Annotated in this window: 20 protein-coding genes; 16 read left to right on the plus strand and 4 right to left on the minus strand. The window is 56.9% G+C overall.

The annotated features are described in order from the left end of the window. Positions 1-5: 5 nt before the first annotated feature. From LCH65_RS09525 to LCH65_RS09535, 3 genes are all read right to left on the minus strand, one after another. Positions 6-962 (minus strand): hypothetical protein, encoded by a 957-nt coding sequence (locus tag LCH65_RS09525; protein ID WP_003433321.1) that lies wholly within the window; start codon positions 960-962, stop codon positions 6-8. 65 nt (positions 963-1,027) lie between these two features. Then, on the minus strand, positions 1,028-2,743 hold the full coding sequence (locus LCH65_RS09530) for a proline--tRNA ligase (RefSeq protein ID WP_003364749.1): 1,716 nt from the start codon (positions 2,741-2,743) through the stop codon (positions 1,028-1,030). Positions 2,744-2,914: 171 nt separating this feature from the next. Next, complete coding sequence (locus LCH65_RS09535) at positions 2,915-4,261, minus strand: OprD family porin (protein WP_003433319.1); 1,347 nt, start codon at positions 4,259-4,261, stop codon at positions 2,915-2,917. 857 nt (positions 4,262-5,118) lie between these two features. Here LCH65_RS09535 and LCH65_RS09540 point away from each other — a divergent pair. Next, the gene (locus LCH65_RS09540) at positions 5,119-5,544 is read left to right on the plus strand and encodes an HIT domain-containing protein (protein WP_003433318.1); all 426 of its coding nucleotides are present in this window, start codon (positions 5,119-5,121) and stop codon (positions 5,542-5,544) included. A 2-nt stretch (positions 5,545-5,546) separates the two neighbouring features. Then, positions 5,547-5,753 (plus strand): SlyX family protein, encoded by a 207-nt coding sequence (locus LCH65_RS09545; protein WP_003364741.1) that lies wholly within the window; start codon positions 5,547-5,549, stop codon positions 5,751-5,753. A gap of 64 nt (positions 5,754-5,817) precedes the next feature. On the opposite strand, the gene LCH65_RS26280 is transcribed toward LCH65_RS09545, so the two are convergent. Beyond that, on the minus strand, positions 5,818-6,426 hold the full coding sequence (locus LCH65_RS26280) for a cold-shock protein (RefSeq protein WP_180336195.1): 609 nt from the start codon (positions 6,424-6,426) through the stop codon (positions 5,818-5,820). Positions 6,427-6,895: 469 nt separating this feature from the next. On the opposite strand from LCH65_RS26280, the gene LCH65_RS09555 reads away from it, so the two are divergent. From LCH65_RS09555 to ybgF, 14 genes are all read left to right on the plus strand, one after another. Next, positions 6,896-7,369, plus strand: a complete 474-nt coding sequence (locus LCH65_RS09555; RefSeq protein WP_003314356.1) for a Dps family protein — start codon at positions 6,896-6,898, stop codon at positions 7,367-7,369. Between the two features lie 322 nt (positions 7,370-7,691). Then, positions 7,692-8,036 carry a ribbon-helix-helix domain-containing protein gene (locus LCH65_RS09560; RefSeq protein WP_003364736.1) on the plus strand — a complete coding sequence of 115 codons (345 nt, stop codon included), beginning with the start codon at positions 7,692-7,694 and terminating at the stop codon, positions 8,034-8,036. Between the two features lie 292 nt (positions 8,037-8,328). Beyond that, entirely contained in the window at positions 8,329-10,104 is a 1,776-nt protein-coding gene (gene aspS, locus LCH65_RS09565; protein WP_002554661.1) for an aspartate--tRNA ligase, read from the plus strand. Positions 10,105-10,221: 117 nt separating this feature from the next. Further along, positions 10,222-10,968 carry a YebC/PmpR family DNA-binding transcriptional regulator gene (locus tag LCH65_RS09570; protein WP_003364734.1) on the plus strand — a complete coding sequence of 249 codons (747 nt, stop codon included), beginning with the start codon at positions 10,222-10,224 and terminating at the stop codon, positions 10,966-10,968. A gap of 130 nt (positions 10,969-11,098) precedes the next feature. Then, positions 11,099-11,623 carry a crossover junction endodeoxyribonuclease RuvC gene (ruvC, locus tag LCH65_RS09575; protein ID WP_003364732.1) on the plus strand — a complete coding sequence of 175 codons (525 nt, stop codon included), beginning with the start codon at positions 11,099-11,101 and terminating at the stop codon, positions 11,621-11,623. An 86-nt stretch (positions 11,624-11,709) separates the two neighbouring features. Next, positions 11,710-12,318 carry a Holliday junction branch migration protein RuvA gene (gene ruvA / locus LCH65_RS09580; protein WP_003364731.1) on the plus strand — a complete coding sequence of 203 codons (609 nt, stop codon included), beginning with the start codon at positions 11,710-11,712 and terminating at the stop codon, positions 12,316-12,318. Further along, positions 12,319-13,380: a Holliday junction branch migration DNA helicase RuvB gene (ruvB, locus tag LCH65_RS09585; protein WP_003433316.1), complete on the plus strand. Its 1,062-nt coding sequence runs from the start codon at positions 12,319-12,321 to the stop codon at positions 13,378-13,380. It abuts the gene before it with no gap. A gap of 134 nt (positions 13,381-13,514) precedes the next feature. Beyond that, positions 13,515-13,982, plus strand: coding sequence for a tol-pal system-associated acyl-CoA thioesterase (ybgC, locus tag LCH65_RS09590; RefSeq protein WP_003314364.1), 468 nt, complete (start codon positions 13,515-13,517; stop codon positions 13,980-13,982). Continuing rightward, a complete protein-coding gene (tolQ, locus tag LCH65_RS09595; protein WP_002554655.1) occupies positions 13,972-14,667 on the plus strand; it encodes a protein TolQ in 696 nt (231 codons plus the stop codon). The genes ybgC and tolQ overlap by 11 nt, the downstream gene beginning before the upstream one ends. A gap of 23 nt (positions 14,668-14,690) precedes the next feature. Next, a complete protein-coding gene (gene tolR / locus LCH65_RS09600; RefSeq protein ID WP_161420636.1) occupies positions 14,691-15,146 on the plus strand; it encodes a protein TolR in 456 nt (151 codons plus the stop codon). Beyond that, positions 15,146-16,216 (plus strand): cell envelope integrity protein TolA, encoded by a 1,071-nt coding sequence (gene tolA / locus LCH65_RS09605; protein ID WP_003364724.1) that lies wholly within the window; start codon positions 15,146-15,148, stop codon positions 16,214-16,216. Before tolR ends, tolA begins: the two co-directional genes overlap by 1 nt. Before the next feature lie 47 nt (positions 16,217-16,263). Beyond that, the gene (tolB, locus tag LCH65_RS09610; protein ID WP_210434907.1) at positions 16,264-17,514 is read left to right on the plus strand and encodes a Tol-Pal system beta propeller repeat protein TolB; all 1,251 of its coding nucleotides are present in this window, start codon (positions 16,264-16,266) and stop codon (positions 17,512-17,514) included. A 52-nt stretch (positions 17,515-17,566) separates the two neighbouring features. Beyond that, on the plus strand, positions 17,567-18,070 hold the full coding sequence (gene pal, locus LCH65_RS09615; RefSeq protein ID WP_003314369.1) for a peptidoglycan-associated lipoprotein Pal: 504 nt from the start codon (positions 17,567-17,569) through the stop codon (positions 18,068-18,070). Between the two features lie 6 nt (positions 18,071-18,076). Further along, entirely contained in the window at positions 18,077-18,895 is an 819-nt protein-coding gene (gene ybgF / locus LCH65_RS09620; protein WP_004418664.1) for a tol-pal system protein YbgF, read from the plus strand. The last annotated feature ends 71 nt before the right edge of the window (positions 18,896-18,966 follow it).

Consider the following 18,966-nt stretch of genomic DNA (forward strand, 5'->3'; position numbering starts at 1 on the left):
TCTTGCTACTGACTCTGGGCAGGAACGGCGACCAGACGGCCAGCGTCTCTGGCGAGAGACTTGAGAAACTCGCCCTGCAACTGCGGATCGTTGCGCGTCAGTTCGATCAGGCTCTGTTCCAGCTCGCTGGCTTCTTCTTCCAGCCCCATGTCAGAAAGACGTTTGACGCGATGCACCCATTGGCTGACCTCGTCATCTTCCAGGTCGTCGTAGATCAGGGCGTGCGCCTCCAGCAACTTGCCGCGTAGCGAATGGCTGATTGGCAAACTGGCGTTCGCGTGCGCGCTGTCCTGATCGTCTTCGACATTGATATAGATGCGCGTGATGCGGCTCAGGTCCTGTTCCGCAAACGGGCTGTCCAGCAGGTTCAGGCGCAGGATGCCGTTGCGGTCAGTGCTCATTTCGTGAGTTTCATTGCCAGCCTTGACCATCACCGGGCGTTCATTCCAGGGCAGGGTGGAGTTCTCGATCCGCTTGTCCTTCTGAACCTCGTCGATGCTCGCCAGATTCTGCTCGGCGCGACCGTGGGACGGGGCATTCATGAACGGGTTCAGACCTGCCACGCCATAGTGAATCCAGTCCTTGGTCATGCTTTCCGGCAAATTGCCCAGCGCAAACACGTTGACCACGTTGGCCCCGACACCTGCGACAACCGCTATCGCGCCGAGCGGGATCTCGTAGACCTCCCGCCACGGTTGGTAAGGCGTGTAGCGGTCATAGTGTCGAGTGACTTCAAAGTCGGTGACCTCGAACGATTTGTGCTCGTGAATCCGCACGCGGCGTTGCGGCAACTCCAGTGTCTTGGGTTCGCCGATATCGACTTGCAGGGTATGTTCGAGCAGTTTGCGTTCAACTCGCTCCTCGTGCTCGCTGCGCTGAGAGAGCTGGTTGGCACAGCCGCCGACGAGAAATGAGCCGCACAGAACGGCGCTGCCGAGGCTTAGGGTGCTTCGTTTGAGCATGGGATCTCTGATGCGGATTGGGCGAGTGAAGAGCGGCGCACCTGCTAACAGGTGCGCCTTTTGACTCAGCGGTTCACTTTGCCTTGGATGAACGACAGCACGTCCGCGACTGCAATGGCTTGCGGTTGCGATTCGGTACGGCTCTTGTATTCCAGATTGCCTTCGGCCAGGCCTCGGTCGCTCACCACGATGCGGTGCGGGATACCGATCAGTTCCATGTCGGCGAACTTGATGCCTGGGCTGGTCTTCTTGTCGCGGTCGTCGAGCAATACTTCAAAACCGGCAGCCGTCAGGTCGGCGTACAGTTTGTCCGTCGCTTCACGAACGGCGTCTGTCTCGTAGCGCAGCGGAACCAGCGCAATCTGGAACGGTGCGAGGGTGTCGTTCCAGATGATGCCGTTTTCGTCGCTGTTCTGTTCGATGGCAGCCGCCACCACCCGGGAAACACCGATGCCGTAGCAACCCATCGCCAGATTGACCGGCTTGCCGTTCTCACCCAGCACCTGGCACTTCATCGCTTCGCTGTACTTGGTGCCCAGCTGAAAGATGTGACCCACTTCGATGCCGCGCTTGATTTCCAGCGTGCCTTTGCCATCCGGGCTTGGATCGCCCGCAACCACGTTACGCAGGTCGGCGACGGTCGGCACCGGCAGATCGCGCTCCCAGTTGACGCCGAAGTAGTGCTTGTCGTCGATGTTGGCACCCACGCTGAAGTCGCTCATCAGCTCGACAGAGCGGTCGATGATGCACGGCAGTGGCAGGTTCAATGGGCCCAGCGAGCCCGCGCCTGCGCCGATGGCGTCGCGCAGTTCGGCTTCGGACGCCATGACCAGCGGGCTGGCGACCTGTTCCAGCTGGCTGGCCTTGATTTCATTGAGCTCGTGATCGCCGCGGATGATCAGGGCGATCAGCTTGCCTTCTTCGGCCGCATGGACCACCAGAGTCTTGACGGTTTTCTCGATGGGCAGACCGAAACCCTCGACCAGTTGGGCGATGGTTTTGGCGTTTGGAGTGTCGATCAGACGCAATTCTTCAGTAGCGGCCGGACGAGTCTTTTCGCGAGGCACCGCTTCGGCTTTTTCGATGTTGGCTGCGTAATCGGAGCCATCGCTGAACACGATATCGTCTTCGCCGGATTCGGCCAGTACGTGGAATTCGTGCGAGCCTGCGCCACCAATCGAGCCGTTATCCGCTTCGACCGGGCGGAACTTCAGGCCCAGGCGGGTGAAGATGTTGCTGTATGCCAGGTGCATGCGATCGTAGGTGACCTGCAGCGATTCGTGATCGGCGTGGAACGAGTAAGCGTCTTTCATGACGAACTCGCGTCCACGCATCAGGCCGAAGCGTGGGCGGATCTCGTCACGGAATTTGGTCTGGATCTGGTACAGATTGATTGGCAGCTGTTTATAGCTGTTGAGCTCATTGCGTGCCAGATCGGTGATGACTTCTTCGTGGGTCGGGCCCAGGCAGAACTCGCGATTGTGGCGGTCGACCAGACGCATCAGCTCCGGGCCGTATTGTTCCCAGCGACCGGATTCCTGCCAGAGTTCTGCAGGCTGAATGCCGGGCATCAGAATTTCAAGTGCGCCAGCGGCGTCCATTTCTTCACGAACAATGGCTTCGACCTTGCGCAGCACGCGCAGGCCCATAGGCAGCCAGGTGTAAAGACCGGATGCCAATTTACGAATCATGCCAGCGCGCAGCATCAGCTGATGGCTGACCACGACCGCATCGGAAGGGGTTTCTTTCTGTGTGGCGAGCAAAAATTGACTGGTGCGCATGGTTGGCCGTTGTCGGTTGCTGAGACAGGAAATGACCTGGCATTGTACGGCGGTGTGCCGGTCGCGTACAGGGCGGGGCTGGCTTGCAGGTGGCGTCAGAGCGCTTTGATGGGAGCATGAAAAAGCCCGGCATGTGCCGGGCTTCTTCTATTAACGAGTGCTGAGCGGTGATTACAGGATCGAGATCGGGTAATCGACAATCAGGCGGAACTCGTTGACGTCGCCATCTGCCTGGGCATCGTTACCACGGTGCCATGCCTGACGCATACGGAAGGACAGATCTTTGGCTGGGCCAGTCTGTACAACATATTTGGCTTCAAGGTTGGTTTCGTGGTGCTTGCCGTCGGCTCCATACATGTTGGCATAGGCACTGGACGCGTCTACTTTGGTGCCATCAATGTTGTCACCGTTGAGGTAGCGGGTCATGAAGCTCAGGCCAGGAACGCCGTAAGGCGTCATGTTCAGGTCGTAGCGCACTTGCCACGATTTCTCGCCTGGACCGTTGAAGTCGGAGTACTGAACGGAGTTGGCCAGGAAAATCGAGTCGCCGCCACGATTGTTGTCGCCTATACCGATGTAGTCGAACGGTGTATCGCCGTCGACTTTCTGGTACGCAACGGTAATGGTATGCGCTGCCAGGAATGAATAGGCTGCCGATGCCGAGTAAGTGGTGTTGTTAATCGACCCGGCTTTAGCGCTGCCTTCGTCAAGGGTGCGGTACAGGTTGACGTCGAAAGCCAGTGACTGATCATTCCCCAAAGGCAATGCGTAGTTCACGTTACCGTAGTACTGATCCCAGATGTCTTCGAGTTTGGCTGCATAGAAAGCTACGCCCAAACCGTCGGTCACTGCGTACTTGCCGCCAACAAAATCTGCGCTGCTGGCTTTCAGGCCGTTGAAGCCGTTTGCGTAAGTTGCCCAGATGCTGCCGTCGTGACTGGTGTCATCCTGGCTTGTGCCCGAGTAGAAGTGTCCTGCTTCAAGATCAAGACCTGCAATCTCACTGCTTTGCAGGCTTAGACCACTAGCGGTTTGAGGTAGCAGGCGTGATCCGCCAACCGCAAATACTGGACTGGTAGGCTGCATATCACCGATTTTCAATTCAGTCTTCGATACGCGGAATTTTACAGCGCCGCCCAGCTTGCCCTGCGTAGCCTCGTTATCACCATTGGCGTCAGTGACCAAGTTTCCAGAGCCTGAGTATTTGTCGAGACCCCAAAGCCTGAGGCCCCCGTAGCCGAATGCCTCAACGCCTACACCGATGGTGCCTTGAGTGTAGCCGGTGCTGAAGTTGGCCCAGATGCCCTGGGTCCAGTCTTTGTCGCTGCGGCCGCCTGGAGCAGGGTTGTTTTTCTTGTCGCGGTTGAAATAATAGTTGCGCAACTTCAGGTCAAGCGTGCTGCCTTCCACAAAGCCCTTGGCATCAGCCTGATCGCTGACGAAAGGTGCGGCTGTTGCCATTTGGGCGCTGGCTGCCGTAACGGCCAGTGCGATTGCGCTCCACTTCATCACTCTCATCGTGATTGCTCCTTTGGTTTTTAGAAGATTTGTCTGCCGTCCCACCTGTTTTTTTATCTGGGCGGCTCTTTCTATTTTTGTCGGCGGAATCTATATCACGCTGACTTGGGTTGCTATAGCTACAGCCTTATCCTTTCAGAATCTTTACGACGCGCAGCCGAGCTAGCCTGTAGTGGCATTCTGCACATTGTCGGATCGATCAAAGTGCGGTCCGTCACGGCGTCCCTCAGGGTCGCAAGCCTTGTTTCCCTTGATGCTGTCACCCCTGTTTTCCGCCAGGGGTGTCGTGATCATATGGGTGATAAAGCAACAAGCGTGCACAAAGTTTCCGAAAATGAAAAAATTTTGTGAAAAATCAGAATCAAGATCGCCTTTTTGCTCTATCTAGCTGTTTTAAATGACTATTTTTATTTTTTGAAAATACCTCTGGCTTTTCTCCGCCAAGGCTGGCTTCTGCCCCTCTCGCCCAAAAACGTTACCGGTATACGCTTACATTGAGTAGAAAACGAATCCACCGTGTTGCTGACGCAACAGCAGTGTGTGATTTTGGTGCATTCCCCATCGGGTTCGCCTGAACCTGGAGCATTGCTATGGGTGGCGGTCATGGTGAGGCAATGGATGTTTCATTTTCATGTACGCGAGGTAGGCAATTGTAAGGGGGTGGTTCAGGGTGAGGCTGTTTTCAGCGGGATCCGCCGTCAGTCAGTGGCGTCAAATCGGTGCGGCGACCGTTGCAGTGGATGCATTCTGGTGCGCAGGTGAAGCCTTACGCGAAGCCTAGTATCCTGACTGCCTATCGCAGCACCCTGTTACCGACAGGGCAGGTGCATTCACCTGGCAATCAGGAGCTTTTTATCGTGTTCGTTCTGGATTCCCGTCTTCAACAAGACACCTTGCCGATTGGCGACTTTCCGCTATGCCGGTTACTGCTCTCCAACGACAGCCACTACCCCTGGTTCATTCTGGTGCCGCGCCGCGCAGACATCACCGAAGTCTTTCAGCTGAGTGCAGCAGACCAGATGCAGTTGTGGCAGGAGACGAGTGCGCTGGCCAAGGTGCTGAACGAGCTCTTCGATGCGGATAAAATCAATGTTGCCGCCTTGGGCAACGTAGTGAGCCAGCTGCATATGCACGTCATCGTGCGCAAACGTGACGATGCCGCCTGGCCTGCGCCCGTGTGGGGCAAGCATGCTGCCATCGCTTATACCGACGAACAGCTCTCGGCAATCCGTCGGCAGTTGAAGCCGGTACTGACAAATGATTTCCGATTTGAGGAGGAGTAATCATGAGCCTTGAAGAGCGAGTCATGGAGCTTGAAAGCCGTATGGCCTTTCAGGACGATACGATCCAGGCACTCAATGACGTGCTGGTAAAGCAGCGGCGCGAATTGGATCATCTGCAACTGCAGATGGCGGCGATGCTTAAGCGTCAGGAGGAAATGGGCAGCCAGTTCGAGACCTTCGAGGAAGATGCCCCGCCACCTCACTATTGATCGGCTGGCATAAAAAAACCGCGACTTCCGCCAGGAGGTCGCGGTTTTTTATTGCTTGAAACAATTAGCGGCGGGGCAGGGCTGCAATGACATCTTCGGCCTGCAGGCCTTTGTCGCGGTTCATCACGGAAAATTCGACGCGTTGCCCTTCGACCAGTACGCGATGACCCTCACCGCGAATGGCGCGAAAATGCACAAAAATATCGTCGCCGGAATCCCGGGAGATGAAGCCGAAACCCTTGGACGTGTTGAACCACTTTACGGTGCCGGTATCACGATTTCCCATGTCGTGGCTTTGCGGCGCGGACGAAGGGGTGTAAGACCTGTAAAAGCTGACACCCAGGTGCAGGGCGACGGCTAAGATGGCGATAGCCAGGCTCACCAGAATGGCGGGTTGGCCTGCGATGCCTGGTAGAGGAACAAGCAAGGTTAGCGTTTGTACGATTACCGCAATGACAAGCAGTGCACTGACCAGATTTTGCAGATTATGACGCGGGCCTCGATTCCAGTAAGGAATGACCGGAGCGAGTATCAGGTTAAGCAGCCCTAGAAAAGCCAGGCAGATCGCGTCAGGATTTTGCAGGTAGAGAGATGCCGCTTCACTACGCAGGCTGGGTATGAAAGAGAGCAACAGGGCTGCTGCTCCCGTTACCAGGTGGACGATTTTCAACATTTTAAAAAGCTCACATGCAAGAAGGATTACAAGAAATAGCTGGTAACGCCCGGTACGCTTCTGAACAAGATGAGGCGTGATGCACGGACGCTGGGCCGGCCTATGTGCCAGCGCTGGATGACAACTCGTTGGCGACACGCCGTGTATTTAACAGCAAAGCCTGATCCTACTCAAATCAGCAATCGATAATGGTGCAGGCGCCTGTCCTGCCTTGGCATCACGCTGTCCTTTAGTGCCTCTGCAGAGGCCGAAACAGAGGGCTCTGGCGGATTTTGCTGATGATTCTTACAGGCTGGCGGGGATTTTCCGCGCCGGGTGGCCGCTGCGGCCCCGTTGGAACAGCCGTGGCATTGGTGCGAGTCGCTGTCAGCTGGCAGCATCGCACCAACGGAAAGCTGCGCCGTTCGGGTTCTCTTGATAGAGTAGTGGTCTTTACTGCTTTTCAATCCTCACTAAAAGGGCATGAAACATGGCAATCGATATTGGTATCAGTGAAGAGGATCGCAAGTCGATCGTGGACGGTCTGTCGCATCTGCTGTCGGATACTTATGTGCTTTACCTCAAGACTCACAACTTTCACTGGAATGTCAGCGGGCCGATGTTTCGCACGCTGCATTTAATGTTTGAAGAACAGTATAACGAACTGGCACTGGCGGTTGACTCTATTGCCGAGCGTATTCGTGCGTTGGGCTTCCCTGCTCCTGGCACTTATTCGACCTATGCGCGCCTGTCTTCCATCAAGGAAGAAGAAGGCGTGCCAAGTGCTGAAGATATGATCAAAAGTCTGGTGCAGGGTCAAGAGGCTGTTGTCCGTACTGCTCGTAGTATCTTTCCTCTTCTGGATAAGGTTAGCGATGAGCCGACAGCTGACCTGCTGACACAACGCATGCAGGTTCATGAGAAAACGGCCTGGATGTTGCGCTCGATGCTTGAATCGAAGTAACGGCCAGGGGCGGGTGGCTTCAAGTGCCACTCGTCCCGCTCTTCAACTGTTCTTCCCTCTCGTCACCTGCCTTCATTGCGCAATCACTCGGGCAGCTCAAGGCCCGAATGCCCTGCGCTGCGCTGCAGTTCTCCTCGCTTTCTTCATAGTCCCTTCAAGTTTAAACGATATTCCGCTATTTCCTGTTGCCATCTCCTACAGTGATAAGGTGTAGGGGCTTCTGGCTATAAAATCGCCAATCATGTTTTATACATCGGGACATTTATTTGTTTTTGAATATTTCTTTTGGTGTTTAAAACTCAATGATTCGAAGGTGGCGGTTATGGTGTTGCGAAGTGCTGAGCGAGAACTTAAGTTGTTACATCGAGAGGTGGAAATACGCCATGATCCTTTTGTCGAGGATTTCAATATGACGCTGGCGCAGCCACATTCCAAATCCGTTCGGCTTAACGGTCTGGCGACGTGCCTGCGTCTTGAGAACGTGTACTGGAACATTCTTTCAGGTATCGCCAGTTCCAATGAATGCTCCGTTAATGCGGTATTGTCCTACATTGATCGGGAGGTTCACTTACGGTACGGGGGGGTAAAGAATTTCAGTGGCCTGATTCGTGTTGTCTGTGTGGCGCATCTTTTGAAGGGCGACTGCCTGGAAAATTCCCACGTCTAGCTTGGTTTTATCCTTATTTCTGCGGGCTCGCTCAGGCGTGCCTGCGCTGTCCCCCGCAGCGCGAGTGAACAGCGCGGCTGCGCGGGGTGGTCACAACCTTATCCGGTCGTTAATGGGTTCGTTCGGCTGCACGGTGCCAATTAACTCTATATAATCCTCCGTCTTGCTAGCGGGCGTGACTCTGCGTGGGCCAGGGCTGGCTTTAGCCTTGTGCCGGTGCCTTGTACCACTGAGCGCAAGCCAGGAGCGAAATCGCCACCGAATTCGAATTACGAGAAGTGAAAACACCATCATGATGCGCAGCCATTATTGCGGCCAACTGAACGAGAGTCTGGAAGGCCAGGAAATTACCCTTTGCGGATGGGTCCACCGTCGTCGTGACCACGGGGGCGTTATCTTCCTCGATATCCGCGACCGTGAAGGCATGGCTCAAGTCGTGTTCGACCCTGATCGTGCCGACAGTTTCGCAGCCGCCGACCGTGTGCGCAGCGAGTACGTGGTCAAGGTCGTGGGCAAGGTTCGTGCTCGTCCGGCAGGTGCCGTGAACGCGAATATGGCGTCTGGCGCCATCGAGGTTCTGGGTTACGAGCTCGAGGTGTTGAACGAGTCCGAAACGCCGCCGTTCCCGCTGAATGAGTACTCCGACGTCGGCGAGGAAACACGCCTGCGTTATCGCTTCATCGACCTGCGCCGTCCGGAGATGGCCGAGAAGCTGCGTCTGCGTTCGCGCATCACGACCAGTATCCGTCGCTACCTGGATGACAACGGTTTCCTCGACGTCGAGACGCCGATCCTGACCCGCGCTACCCCGGAAGGCGCTCGCGACTATCTGGTTCCAAGCCGTACACACCCGGGCAGCTTCTTCGCTCTGCCGCAATCGCCTCAGCTGTTCAAGCAACTGCTGATGGTGGCCGGCTTCGACCGTTACTACCAGATCGCCAAGTGCTTCCGCGACGAGGACCTGCGTGCCGACCGTCAGCCGGAATTCACCCAGATCGACATCGAAACCAGCTTCCTCAATGAAGAGGACATCATCGGTCTGACCGAGAAGATGGTTCGTCAGCTGTTCAAGGAAGTCCTGGACCTGGAGTTCGGTGATTTCCCGCACATGACTTTCGAAGAGGCCATGCGCCGCTACGGTTCCGACAAGCCGGACCTGCGTAACCCGCTGGAACTGGTGGATGTTGCCGATCAGCTCACCGGCGTGGAATTCAAGGTGTTCAGCGGCCCGGCCAACGACCCCAAGGGGCGCGTTGCCGCACTGCGTGTACCGGGCGCCGCCAGCATGGCGCGCAGCCAGATCGACGACTACACCAAGTTCGTCAGCATCTATGGTGCCAAGGGGCTGGCCTACATCAAGGTCAACGAGCGCGCGAAGGGGCCGGAAGGCTTGCAGTCGCCGATCGTCAAGTTCATCCCGGAAGACAATCTGAACGTCATCCTCGATCGCGTTGGTGCGGTTGATGGCGACATCGTTTTCTTCGGTGCGGACAAGTTCAAGATCGTCAGCGAGGCCCTTGGCGCGCTGCGTATCAAGATCGGTAATGACCTCAAGCTGCATACTTGCGAGTGGGCACCGATGTGGGTCGTTGACTTCCCGATGTTCGAAGAAAACGACGACGGCAGCTTCACCGCGTTGCACCACCCCTTCACCGCACCCAAGTGCACGCCTGAAGAGCTGGAAGCCAACCCGGCGACCGCGCTGTCCCGTGCCTATGACATGGTGCTCAACGGCACCGAGCTGGGCGGCGGTTCGATCCGTATCCATCGCAAGGAAATGCAACAGGCGGTCTTCCGTCTGCTGGGCATTGCCGAAGACGAGCAGCAGGAGAAGTTCGGCTTCCTGCTCGATGCCTTGAAATACGGCGCGCCACCGCACGGTGGTCTGGCTTTCGGTCTGGACCGTCTGGTGATGCTGATGACCGGCGCGCAATCGATTCGCGAAGTGATCGCGTTCCCGAAAACCCAGAGCGCGGCCGATGTCATGACCCAGGCGCCTGGCGTTGTCGATGCCAAAGCGTTGCGCGAGCTGCACATCCGTCTGCGTGAGCAGCCGAAGGCCGAGTGATGCCGGGCAGGGCGTATCGTCGATACGCCCTGTATCTGCCCTTATTGAGTGAAGCTTTTTGCCCGGGCTGTTCGGGGCGGAAGGTGAAGGTGTTTCAAAAAGAATCTGGAGCGAAAAATGGCAGGTCATTCTAAGTGGGCGAACATCAAGCACCGCAAAGAGCGTCAGGATGCCAAAAAAGGCAAGATTTTCACCAAGTGGATCCGTGAGCTGACCGTTGCTGCACGTCAGGGCGGCGGTGACCCTGGTTCCAACCCGCGTCTGCGTCTGGCGCTGGACAAGGCGCTTGGTGCGAACATGACCCGTGACACCATTGATCGTGCGGTGGCGCGAGGGGTAGGGGCATCCGACGGTGATGATGTCGAGGAGCTGGGTTACGAGGGCTACGGTCCGGGCGGCGTGGCGATCATGGTCGAAACCATGACCGACAACCGCAACCGTACCGCGGCGGCTGTGCGCCACGCATTTACCAAATGCGGCGGCAATCTCGGCACCGACGGCTCTGTTGCCTACCTGTTCGATCGCAAGGGCCAGATATCCTTCGCTGCCGGTGTCGATGAGGATTCGCTGATCGAGGCTGCCATGGAGGCCGATGCAGACGATGTCGTGACCAACGAAGACGGCTCGATCGATGTGTTCACATCGTTCTCCGGGTTTTACGCGGTGCGTAACGCATTGGAGGCTACGGGCTTCAAGGCGGCAGATGCAGAAATCGTCATGCTGCCGACCACCAGCGCCGTGCTTGATCTGGAAACCGCTGAAAAGGTACTCAAGCTGATTGATATGCTCGAAGACCTGGATGACGTGCAGAACGTCTATTCAAACGCGGAAATCCCGGATGAAGTGATGGAGCAGCTGGGCTGATCGCTCACCGGTAACACCAGGTCGGAAGCCGGGGGAACGAAGCTGTGAGCAACACGCAGCTATCGGCCCCCGGCTTCTGCCTTTATGCTGCACCTATTGTTTTGCGTGACCTCCTCAAGCTGCAGGCGTTATGACTCTTATTCTTGGTATCGATCCCGGTTCGCGAATTACCGGCTATGGTGTGGTACGCGACACCGGGCGCGGCTGTGTCTATGTCGCGTCGGGCTGTATCCGCACTGGCAGCGGCGAGCTGCACGAGCGTTTGCAGATCGTTTATCGCGGTGTGCGGGAGGTCATCAAGACCTACGGACCTGTGACGATGGGTATCGAAAAGGTGTTCATGGCGCGTAACGCCGATTCGGCATTGAAGCTGGGGCAGGCCAGGGGCGCGGCCATCGTGGCGGGTGCCGAAGAAGCGCTGGAAATTGCCGAATACACCGCAACCCAGGTCAAGCAGGCCGTTGCAGGAACCGGCGGTGCCAATAAAGAACAGGTGATGATGATGGTCATGCACCTGCTCAAGCTGACCCAGAAACCGCAAATCGATGCGTCCGATGCCCTTGCCATCGCCCTGTGCCACGCGCATACGCGCTCCAGTCTGATTCCTCACGGGTTGGGCACTGCGCGCAGTCGCGGCGGCCGCTTGCGGCTCTGACTGGCATTATGTGTCCGCCTATTTTCTATGATGACGGTGTTCAACTTCTTCGCGCGAGCGACAGGCAACACGAAAGGATCTGAAACGTGATTGGACGTTTACGCGGCTCTCTCGCCGAAAAGCAGCCTCCGCATCTGGTGCTGGATGTCAACGGTGTCGGCTATGAGGTGGAAGTGCCGATGACCACCCTGTACCGGCTGCCGCATGTTGGCGAAACGGTGACTTTGCACACCCACCTGGTGGTCCGCGAGGACGCGCACCTTTTGTACGGCTTCTACGAAAAGCGCGAACGCGAGCTGTTTCGTGAGCTGATCCGGCTCAATGGCGTCGGCCCCAAGCTGGCACTGGCGCTGATGTCCGGTCTGGAAGTCGATGAGCTGGTGCGTTGCGTGCAGGCGCAGGACACATCAGCGCTGACGCGTATCCCCGGCGTGGGCAAGAAGACCGCCGAGCGGCTGCTGGTCGAGCTCAAGGACCGTTTCAAGGCCTGGGAGTCCTTGCCAGGCACCTTTACGCTGGTTTCCAATGGCCCCAATCAGGCCGAGCCTGTCGCGTCGGCAGAGTCCGATGCGGTCAGCGCACTGATTTCGCTGGGCTACAAACCTCAGGAGGCGAGCAAGGCCGTCTCCGCCATCAAGGAAAAAGATTTGAGCAGTGCGGATCTGATTCGCCGTGCGTTGAAGGGGATGGGTTAAGTGATAGACGCCGACCGCCTGATAACCGCCACTGGTGGCCGTGATCGTGATGAACAGATGGACCGCGCGATTCGGCCACTGAGCCTCGCGGACTACATCGGCCAGCCGACCGTACGCGAGCAGATGGAGTTGTTCATCCAGGCTGCCCGTGGTCGCAGCGAAGCGCTGGATCACACGCTGATCTTCGGTCCGCCCGGCCTGGGCAAGACCACGCTCGCCAACATCATCGCTCAGGAAATGGGCGTGTCGATCAAGAGCACGTCCGGCCCGGTCCTCGAACGGCCTGGCGATCTGGCAGCGATCCTGACCAATCTCGAACCCAATGACGTACTGTTCATCGACGAGATCCATCGTCTGTCGCCGATCGTCGAGGAAGTGCTGTACCCGGCAATGGAAGACTTCCAGCTCGACATCATGATCGGTGAAGGCCCGGCAGCGCGTTCGATCAAACTTGATCTGCCGCCGTTCACGCTGGTCGGCGCGACCACTCGCGCCGGCATGTTGACCAACCCGTTGCGCGATCGCTTCGGCATTGTGCAGCGACTCGAGTTTTACAACATCGCCGATCTTTCGACGATTGTCTCGCGCTCGGCAGGCATTCTGGGGCTGGTCATCGAACCGCAGGGCGCTTTCGAGATCGCCAGGCGCGCCCGTGGCACGCCGCGTATCGCCAACCGCCTGTTGCGTCGGGTGCGGGATTTTGCCGAAGTTCGTGGCAACGGGCAGATTACCCGGCAGACAGCCGACAAGGCCCTCAACCTGCTGGACGTCGACGAGCACGGCTTCGATCATCAGGACCGGCGTTTGCTACTGACCATGATCGAGAAGTTCGACGGTGGTCCGGTGGGTATCGACAGCCTGGCAGCGGCTATCAGCGAGGAGCGTCATACCATCGAGGACGTACTCGAGCCCTATTTGATCCAGCAAGGCTATATCATGCGCACACCTCGCGGGCGTGTGGTCACCCGGCATGCGTATCTGCATTTCGGCCTGAACATCCCGTCGAGGATGGGGGAGATACCAGTGCCGGACGATTTTGGCGACGAGCCTGTGGATTTATAGCGATGGCTTGCAATTTATTTGCGGTCTCTGTGGTCACATTGCCAGTCCTGCCGCCGATACCTGTAACTAAGTGGCAAAAGGTTGAAAAACAGTTGCCTGACCCGATTGGCAACCTGAGGAGTAAGCTCTAGAGTATGCGCGCGCAAAACGGGGTTCAGTCGTTCGCACATCGCTGTCGCGTTTATTACGAGGACACCGATGCCGGCGGCATCGTCTACTACGTCAATTATCTGAAATTCATGGAGCGGGCTCGTACCGAGCGGCTACGGGAATTGGGCTTTGCCCAATCCGAACTGGCGCAGGAAAACCTTTTATTTGTCGTGCACTCCAGTGAGGCTCGTTATCACAAGCCGGCGCGGCTGGATGACGAGTTGCTCGTCAGTGCGGAAGTAACCGAATTGAATCGCGTCAGCCTGCGCTTTAAACAGCAGATCAGGCGGGCGTCGGATGCAACGCTGCTCTGTGAAGGGCAGTTCCTGGTGGCGTGTGTACGCGCCGATAGTTTTAAACCCCGGGCCATTCCCGAAGCTCTGCGAGCGGCCTTTGCCGACCAGGGCGGCGCGGGCATACATTCAGAGCAGGAGATAAAGCGTGGAAGCTAACGTCGTCGACCATTCCTCCATGTGGAGTTTGGTCAGCAATGCCAGCATTGTTGTTCAGTTGGTAATGCTGATTCTGGTAGCTGCTTCGGTCACTTCGTGGATCGTGATTTTTCAGCGCAGCAACATGCTGCGCGCAGGCCGACGTGCACTGGACAGCTTTGAAGAGCGTTTCTGGTCGGGTATCGATCTGTCCAAACTGTACCGTCAGGCGGGCAGCAATCCCGATCCGGACTCGGGCGTCGAGCAGATCTTCCGTGCCGGTTTCAAGGAGTTTTCGCGCCTGCGTCAGCAGTCCGGCGTCGATCCTGATGCGGTCATGGAAGGTGTGGCGCGCGCCATGCGTGTTGCCATCTCCCGCGAGGAAGAGAAGCTCGAAGCGGGTCTGCCATATCTGGCGACCGTGGGTTCTACCAGCCCTTATGTCGGTCTGTTCGGTACTGTCTGGGGGATCATGAACTCCTTCCGCGGTCTGGCGACGGCGCAGCAGGCAACGCTGGCGACCGTGGCACCGGGCATTGCCGAAGCACTGATTGCAACGGCCATCGGCCTGTTTGCAGCCATTCCGGCCGTTATTGCCTATAACCGTTTCGCCGCGCGCAGTGAGACCTTGATCAGCCGTTACTACACGTTCGCTGACGAGTTCCAGGCCATCCTGCACCGTAAAGTGCACACCAGCGAAGAGTGAGCAGGTAATTCCCCATGGCTTTAATCGCTCGAGATCGTCGCAGAAAACGCAAGCCGGTCGCCGAAATGAACGTAGTGCCCTACATCGACGTGATGCTGGTGTTGCTCGTGATTTTCATGGTGACGGCTCCCATGATCAACCAGGGCGTGAAAGTCGACTTGCCCAAGGTCTCCAGCGAGGCTTTGCCGCAAGACAACAACAATCAGGTCCTGACCATTTCGATCAAGGCTGACAAGACCTATTACTGGAACCTTGGCAGCGAAGTCGATACCGACAAGCAGATGGACAAGGCAATGACCCTGCCACAGCTGACTGCCGCAGTGACCAAGATCGTCGCTGCCGGTCGTGATGCAGGCAAGCAGACGCAGGTTTTCATTCGTGGTGACAAGACCGTCGATTACGGCTCGGTCATGGGCACGATGGGCGGGCTGCAGAAGGCTGGGGTCGGGAATGTTGGCTTGATTACCGAGGCACCCTGATGCAGCCGATTCGAGAGCCGTCCGCCTCGGAAAGCTACTTCTGGCCCAGTGTCTGGGCCGTGGCATTGCATATTCTGATCTTTGGCATGCTGTTCGTCAGCTTTGCCATGACTCCGGATCTGCCCGAAGCCAAGCCTATCGTTCAGGCAACGCTCTATCAGCTCAAGTCCAAGAGCCAGGCCACTACCCAGACCAACCAGAAGATTGCCGGTGAGGCGAAGAAAACCGCTGCGCGACAAACCGAAGTCGAACAGCTGGAGCAGAAAAAGATCGAGCAGCAAAAACAGGAAGCTGTAAAAGCTGCGGAACAAAAGAAAGAAGAGGCTGCTCAAAAAGCCGAAGAGCAGAAAGCTGCCGACGAAGCCAAAAAGGCCGAACAGAAAGCAGAGGAGGCCAAAAAGGCTGACGATGCCAAGAAAGCCGATGAAGCCAAGAAGGTTGCCGACGCCAAAAAGCTTGAAGAGAAGCAGCAGGCTGATATAGCCAAGAAAAAGGCCGAAGAAGAGGCGAAGAAAAAAGCCGAAGAAGACGCCAAGAAAGCTGCTGCCGAGGAAGCCAAGAAACAGGCTGCTGATGAGGCCAAGAAAAAGGCCGCAGAAGACGCCAAGAAAAAGGCTGCCGAGGACGCGAAGAAAAAAGCCGCTGCCGATTCCGCCAAGAAGGCGCAGGAAGCAGCCCGTAAATCCGCTGAAGACAAGAAGGCGCAGGCATTGGCCGATTTGCTCTCCGACAAACCGGAGCGGCAACAGGCTTTGGCTGACGAGCGGGGCGATGAAACGGCTGGCAGTTTCGATGACCTGATTCGTGTCAGGGCTTCCGAAGGCTGGAGTCGTCCACCATCGGCACGTAACAACATGTCGGTAACGTTGCAGATCGGGATGTTGCCCGACGGTACGATTGCCTCTGTATCGATTGCCAAATCCAGTGGTGACGGACCGTTTGACAGCTCTGCGGTTGCTGCGGTGAAGAACATTGGACGTTTGACAGAAATGCAGGGTCTGAAGCCGGCTGACTTCGCGCCCTATCGTTCATTCAAGATGACATTCACACCTGGAGATCTAGCCTTGTGATCAACCTTTTTCGAGGACTGCTGGTCGTTCTCTGTTTCGCATCCGCAATGGTGTCGGCAGAAGAAAAGAACATTCTGGTCACCAGCGGCAGTGACCGTGCAGCGCCCATCGCTGTTGTGCCTTTCGGATGGCAGGGCGGTAACGTTCTGCCTGAAGACATGGCCGAAATCATAAGCAACGATCTGCGCAACTCCGGCTACTACGCGCCGATCCCGAAGCAGAACATGATCAGCTTGCCGACCCAGGCCAGCGAAGTCATTTTCCGTGACTGGAAAGCGCTGGGTGCCCAGTACGTCATGGTCGGCAACATCACGCCTGCCGGCGGACGTCTGCAGATCCAGTACGCACTGTTCAACGTCGCTACCGAGCAGCAGGTACTGACCGGCAACGTATCGGGTACCAATGACCAGCTGCGTGACATGGCGCATTACATTGCCGACCAGTCGTTCGAGAAACTCACCGGTATCAAGGGTGCGTTTTCCACTCGTATGCTCTACGTGACGGCCGAACGCTTCTCTGAAAATAACACGCGTTACACCCTGCAGCGTTCGGATTACGACGGTGCTCGTGCGGTAACCCTGTTGCAATCCCGTGAGCCAATCCTGTCGCCGCGTTTCGCGCCGGATGGCAAGCGTATTGCCTATGTCTCGTTCGAACAGAAGCGTCCACGCATCTTTGTTCAGCACATCGATACCGGTCGTCGCGAACAGATCACCAACTTCGAAGGCCTGAACGGTGCGCCTGCCTGGTCGCCGGATGGCAGCAAGCTGGCGTTCGTGCTGTCCAAGGACGGCAACCCGGAGATCTATGTAATCAATCTGGCGTCGCGTCAATTGAGCCGCGTCACCAACGATTCTTCGATTGATACTGAACCTTTCTTCGGTAAGGACGGGTCTACGCTATACTTCACGTCGGACCGTGGCGGCAAGCCACAGATCTACAAGACCAATATCAATGGCGGCGGTGCCGAACGCGTGACGTTCGTGGGTAACTACAACGCCAACCCGAAATTGTCAGCCGATGAAAAGACGCTGGTAATGATTCACCGGCAGGACGGCTTCACTAATTTCAAGGTGGCAGTGCAGGATTTGGCCCGCGGTAGCGTAAAAATCCTCACAGATAGCAACCTTGATGAGTCGCCTACTGTTGCGCCCAACGGCACCATGGTAATCTACGCCACCCGCCAGCAGGGCCGGGGAGTCTTGATGCTCGTGTCCATTAATGGACGCGTAAGGCTCCCGCTTCCTACCGCTCAAGGCGAAGTCAGAGAACCTTCCTGGTCCCCTTACCTGAACTGACGCGGCGCTACACGATTTGCTTAACACACTGGGGTTCATTAGGAGTTTCAAGATGGAAATGCTGAAGTTTGGTAAATTTGCTGCGCTGGCTCTGGCCATGGCCGTAGCTGTAGGTTGCTCGTCCAAAGGCGGCGACAATGCCGGTGCAGGCGGTGCTGCTGTTGATCCTAACGCTGGTTACGGCGCCAACTCGGGTGCTGTTGACGGCTCTCTGAGCGAAGAAGCTGCTCTGCGCGCAATCACCACCTTCTACTTCGAATACGACAGTTCGGACCTGAAGCCAGAAGCCATGCGCTCCCTGGACGTGCACGCCAAAGACCTGAAAGCTAACGGCGCTCGCGTTGTTCTGGAAGGCAACACCGACGAACGTGGTACTCGCGAGTACAACATGGCACTGGGCGAGCGTCGTGCGAAAGCCGTTCAGCGCTACCTGGTACTGCAAGGTGTTTCCCCAGCTCAGCTGGAACTGGTTTCCTACGGCGAAGAGCGTCCAGTTGCTACCGGCAACGACGAGCAGTCCTGGGCCCAAAACCGTCGCGTCGAACTGCGTAAGTAATTTGACATGCGAACGTGCCGACGTGCTCTAACCGTTTTGGCCCTCGCCCTTCCGCTTTCAGCGTTGGGTGCGGCACCTGTGGTCGATAACAATTCTGGCTCTGGCAGCAGCAGTTATCCGCCAGCGGGTTATGGCACGTCCGGCGCCTATGCCGGGGGAGGGGTTACGGCCCCTGCCTCGGCACAAGGTCAGCTGTTCATGCAGCTGCAGCAAATGCAGGACGAAATCGCGCGTTTGCGCGGTGTTGTCGAGGTCCAGCAAAATGATATCCAGCGCATGAAGCAGGAAGCTCTGGAGCGTTATCAGGAACTCGATCAACGTATAGCCAGTGGCGCAGCCGCTCCGGCTACCAATAATTCCCAACCTGCTGGTGGCGCTATCGACGCCGGCGGGACGCCTTCGGCCTCAGCGGCTCAGCAGGCACCGGCAGCAGGCACCGAGCCTCCTGATCCGGCGAAGGAAAAGCTTTATTACGAAGCGGCATTCGATTTGATCAAGGCAAAGGATTTCGACAAGGCCAGTCAGGCCTTCACCGCTTTCCTGCGCAAATACCCCAACAGCTCGTATGCGGGCAACGCCCAATACTGGCTGGGTGAAGTAAATCTGGCCAAAGGCGACCTTCAGGGCGCTGGTCAGGCGTTCGCCAAAGTCAGTCAGCAGTATCCGAAGCATGCCAAGGTGCCTGATTCGCTCTACAAGCTGGCTGATGTCGAACGCCGTCTGGGTCACACCGATAAGGTAAAAGGCATATTGCAGCAGGTCGTTGCCCAGTATCCGGGCACTTCAGCTGCACAATTGGCGCAACGGGATCTCCAGCGCCTTTGATGTCCTGACCCGCTGATCAAGAAAGCCGCGCTAGTCGCGGCTTTTTTCGTTAGAATCTCGCACCCGAAATT

The organism is Pseudomonas sp. MWU16-30316 (assembly GCF_020515645.1).
Taxonomy (GTDB): domain Bacteria; phylum Pseudomonadota; class Gammaproteobacteria; order Pseudomonadales; family Pseudomonadaceae; genus Aquipseudomonas; species Aquipseudomonas cerasi.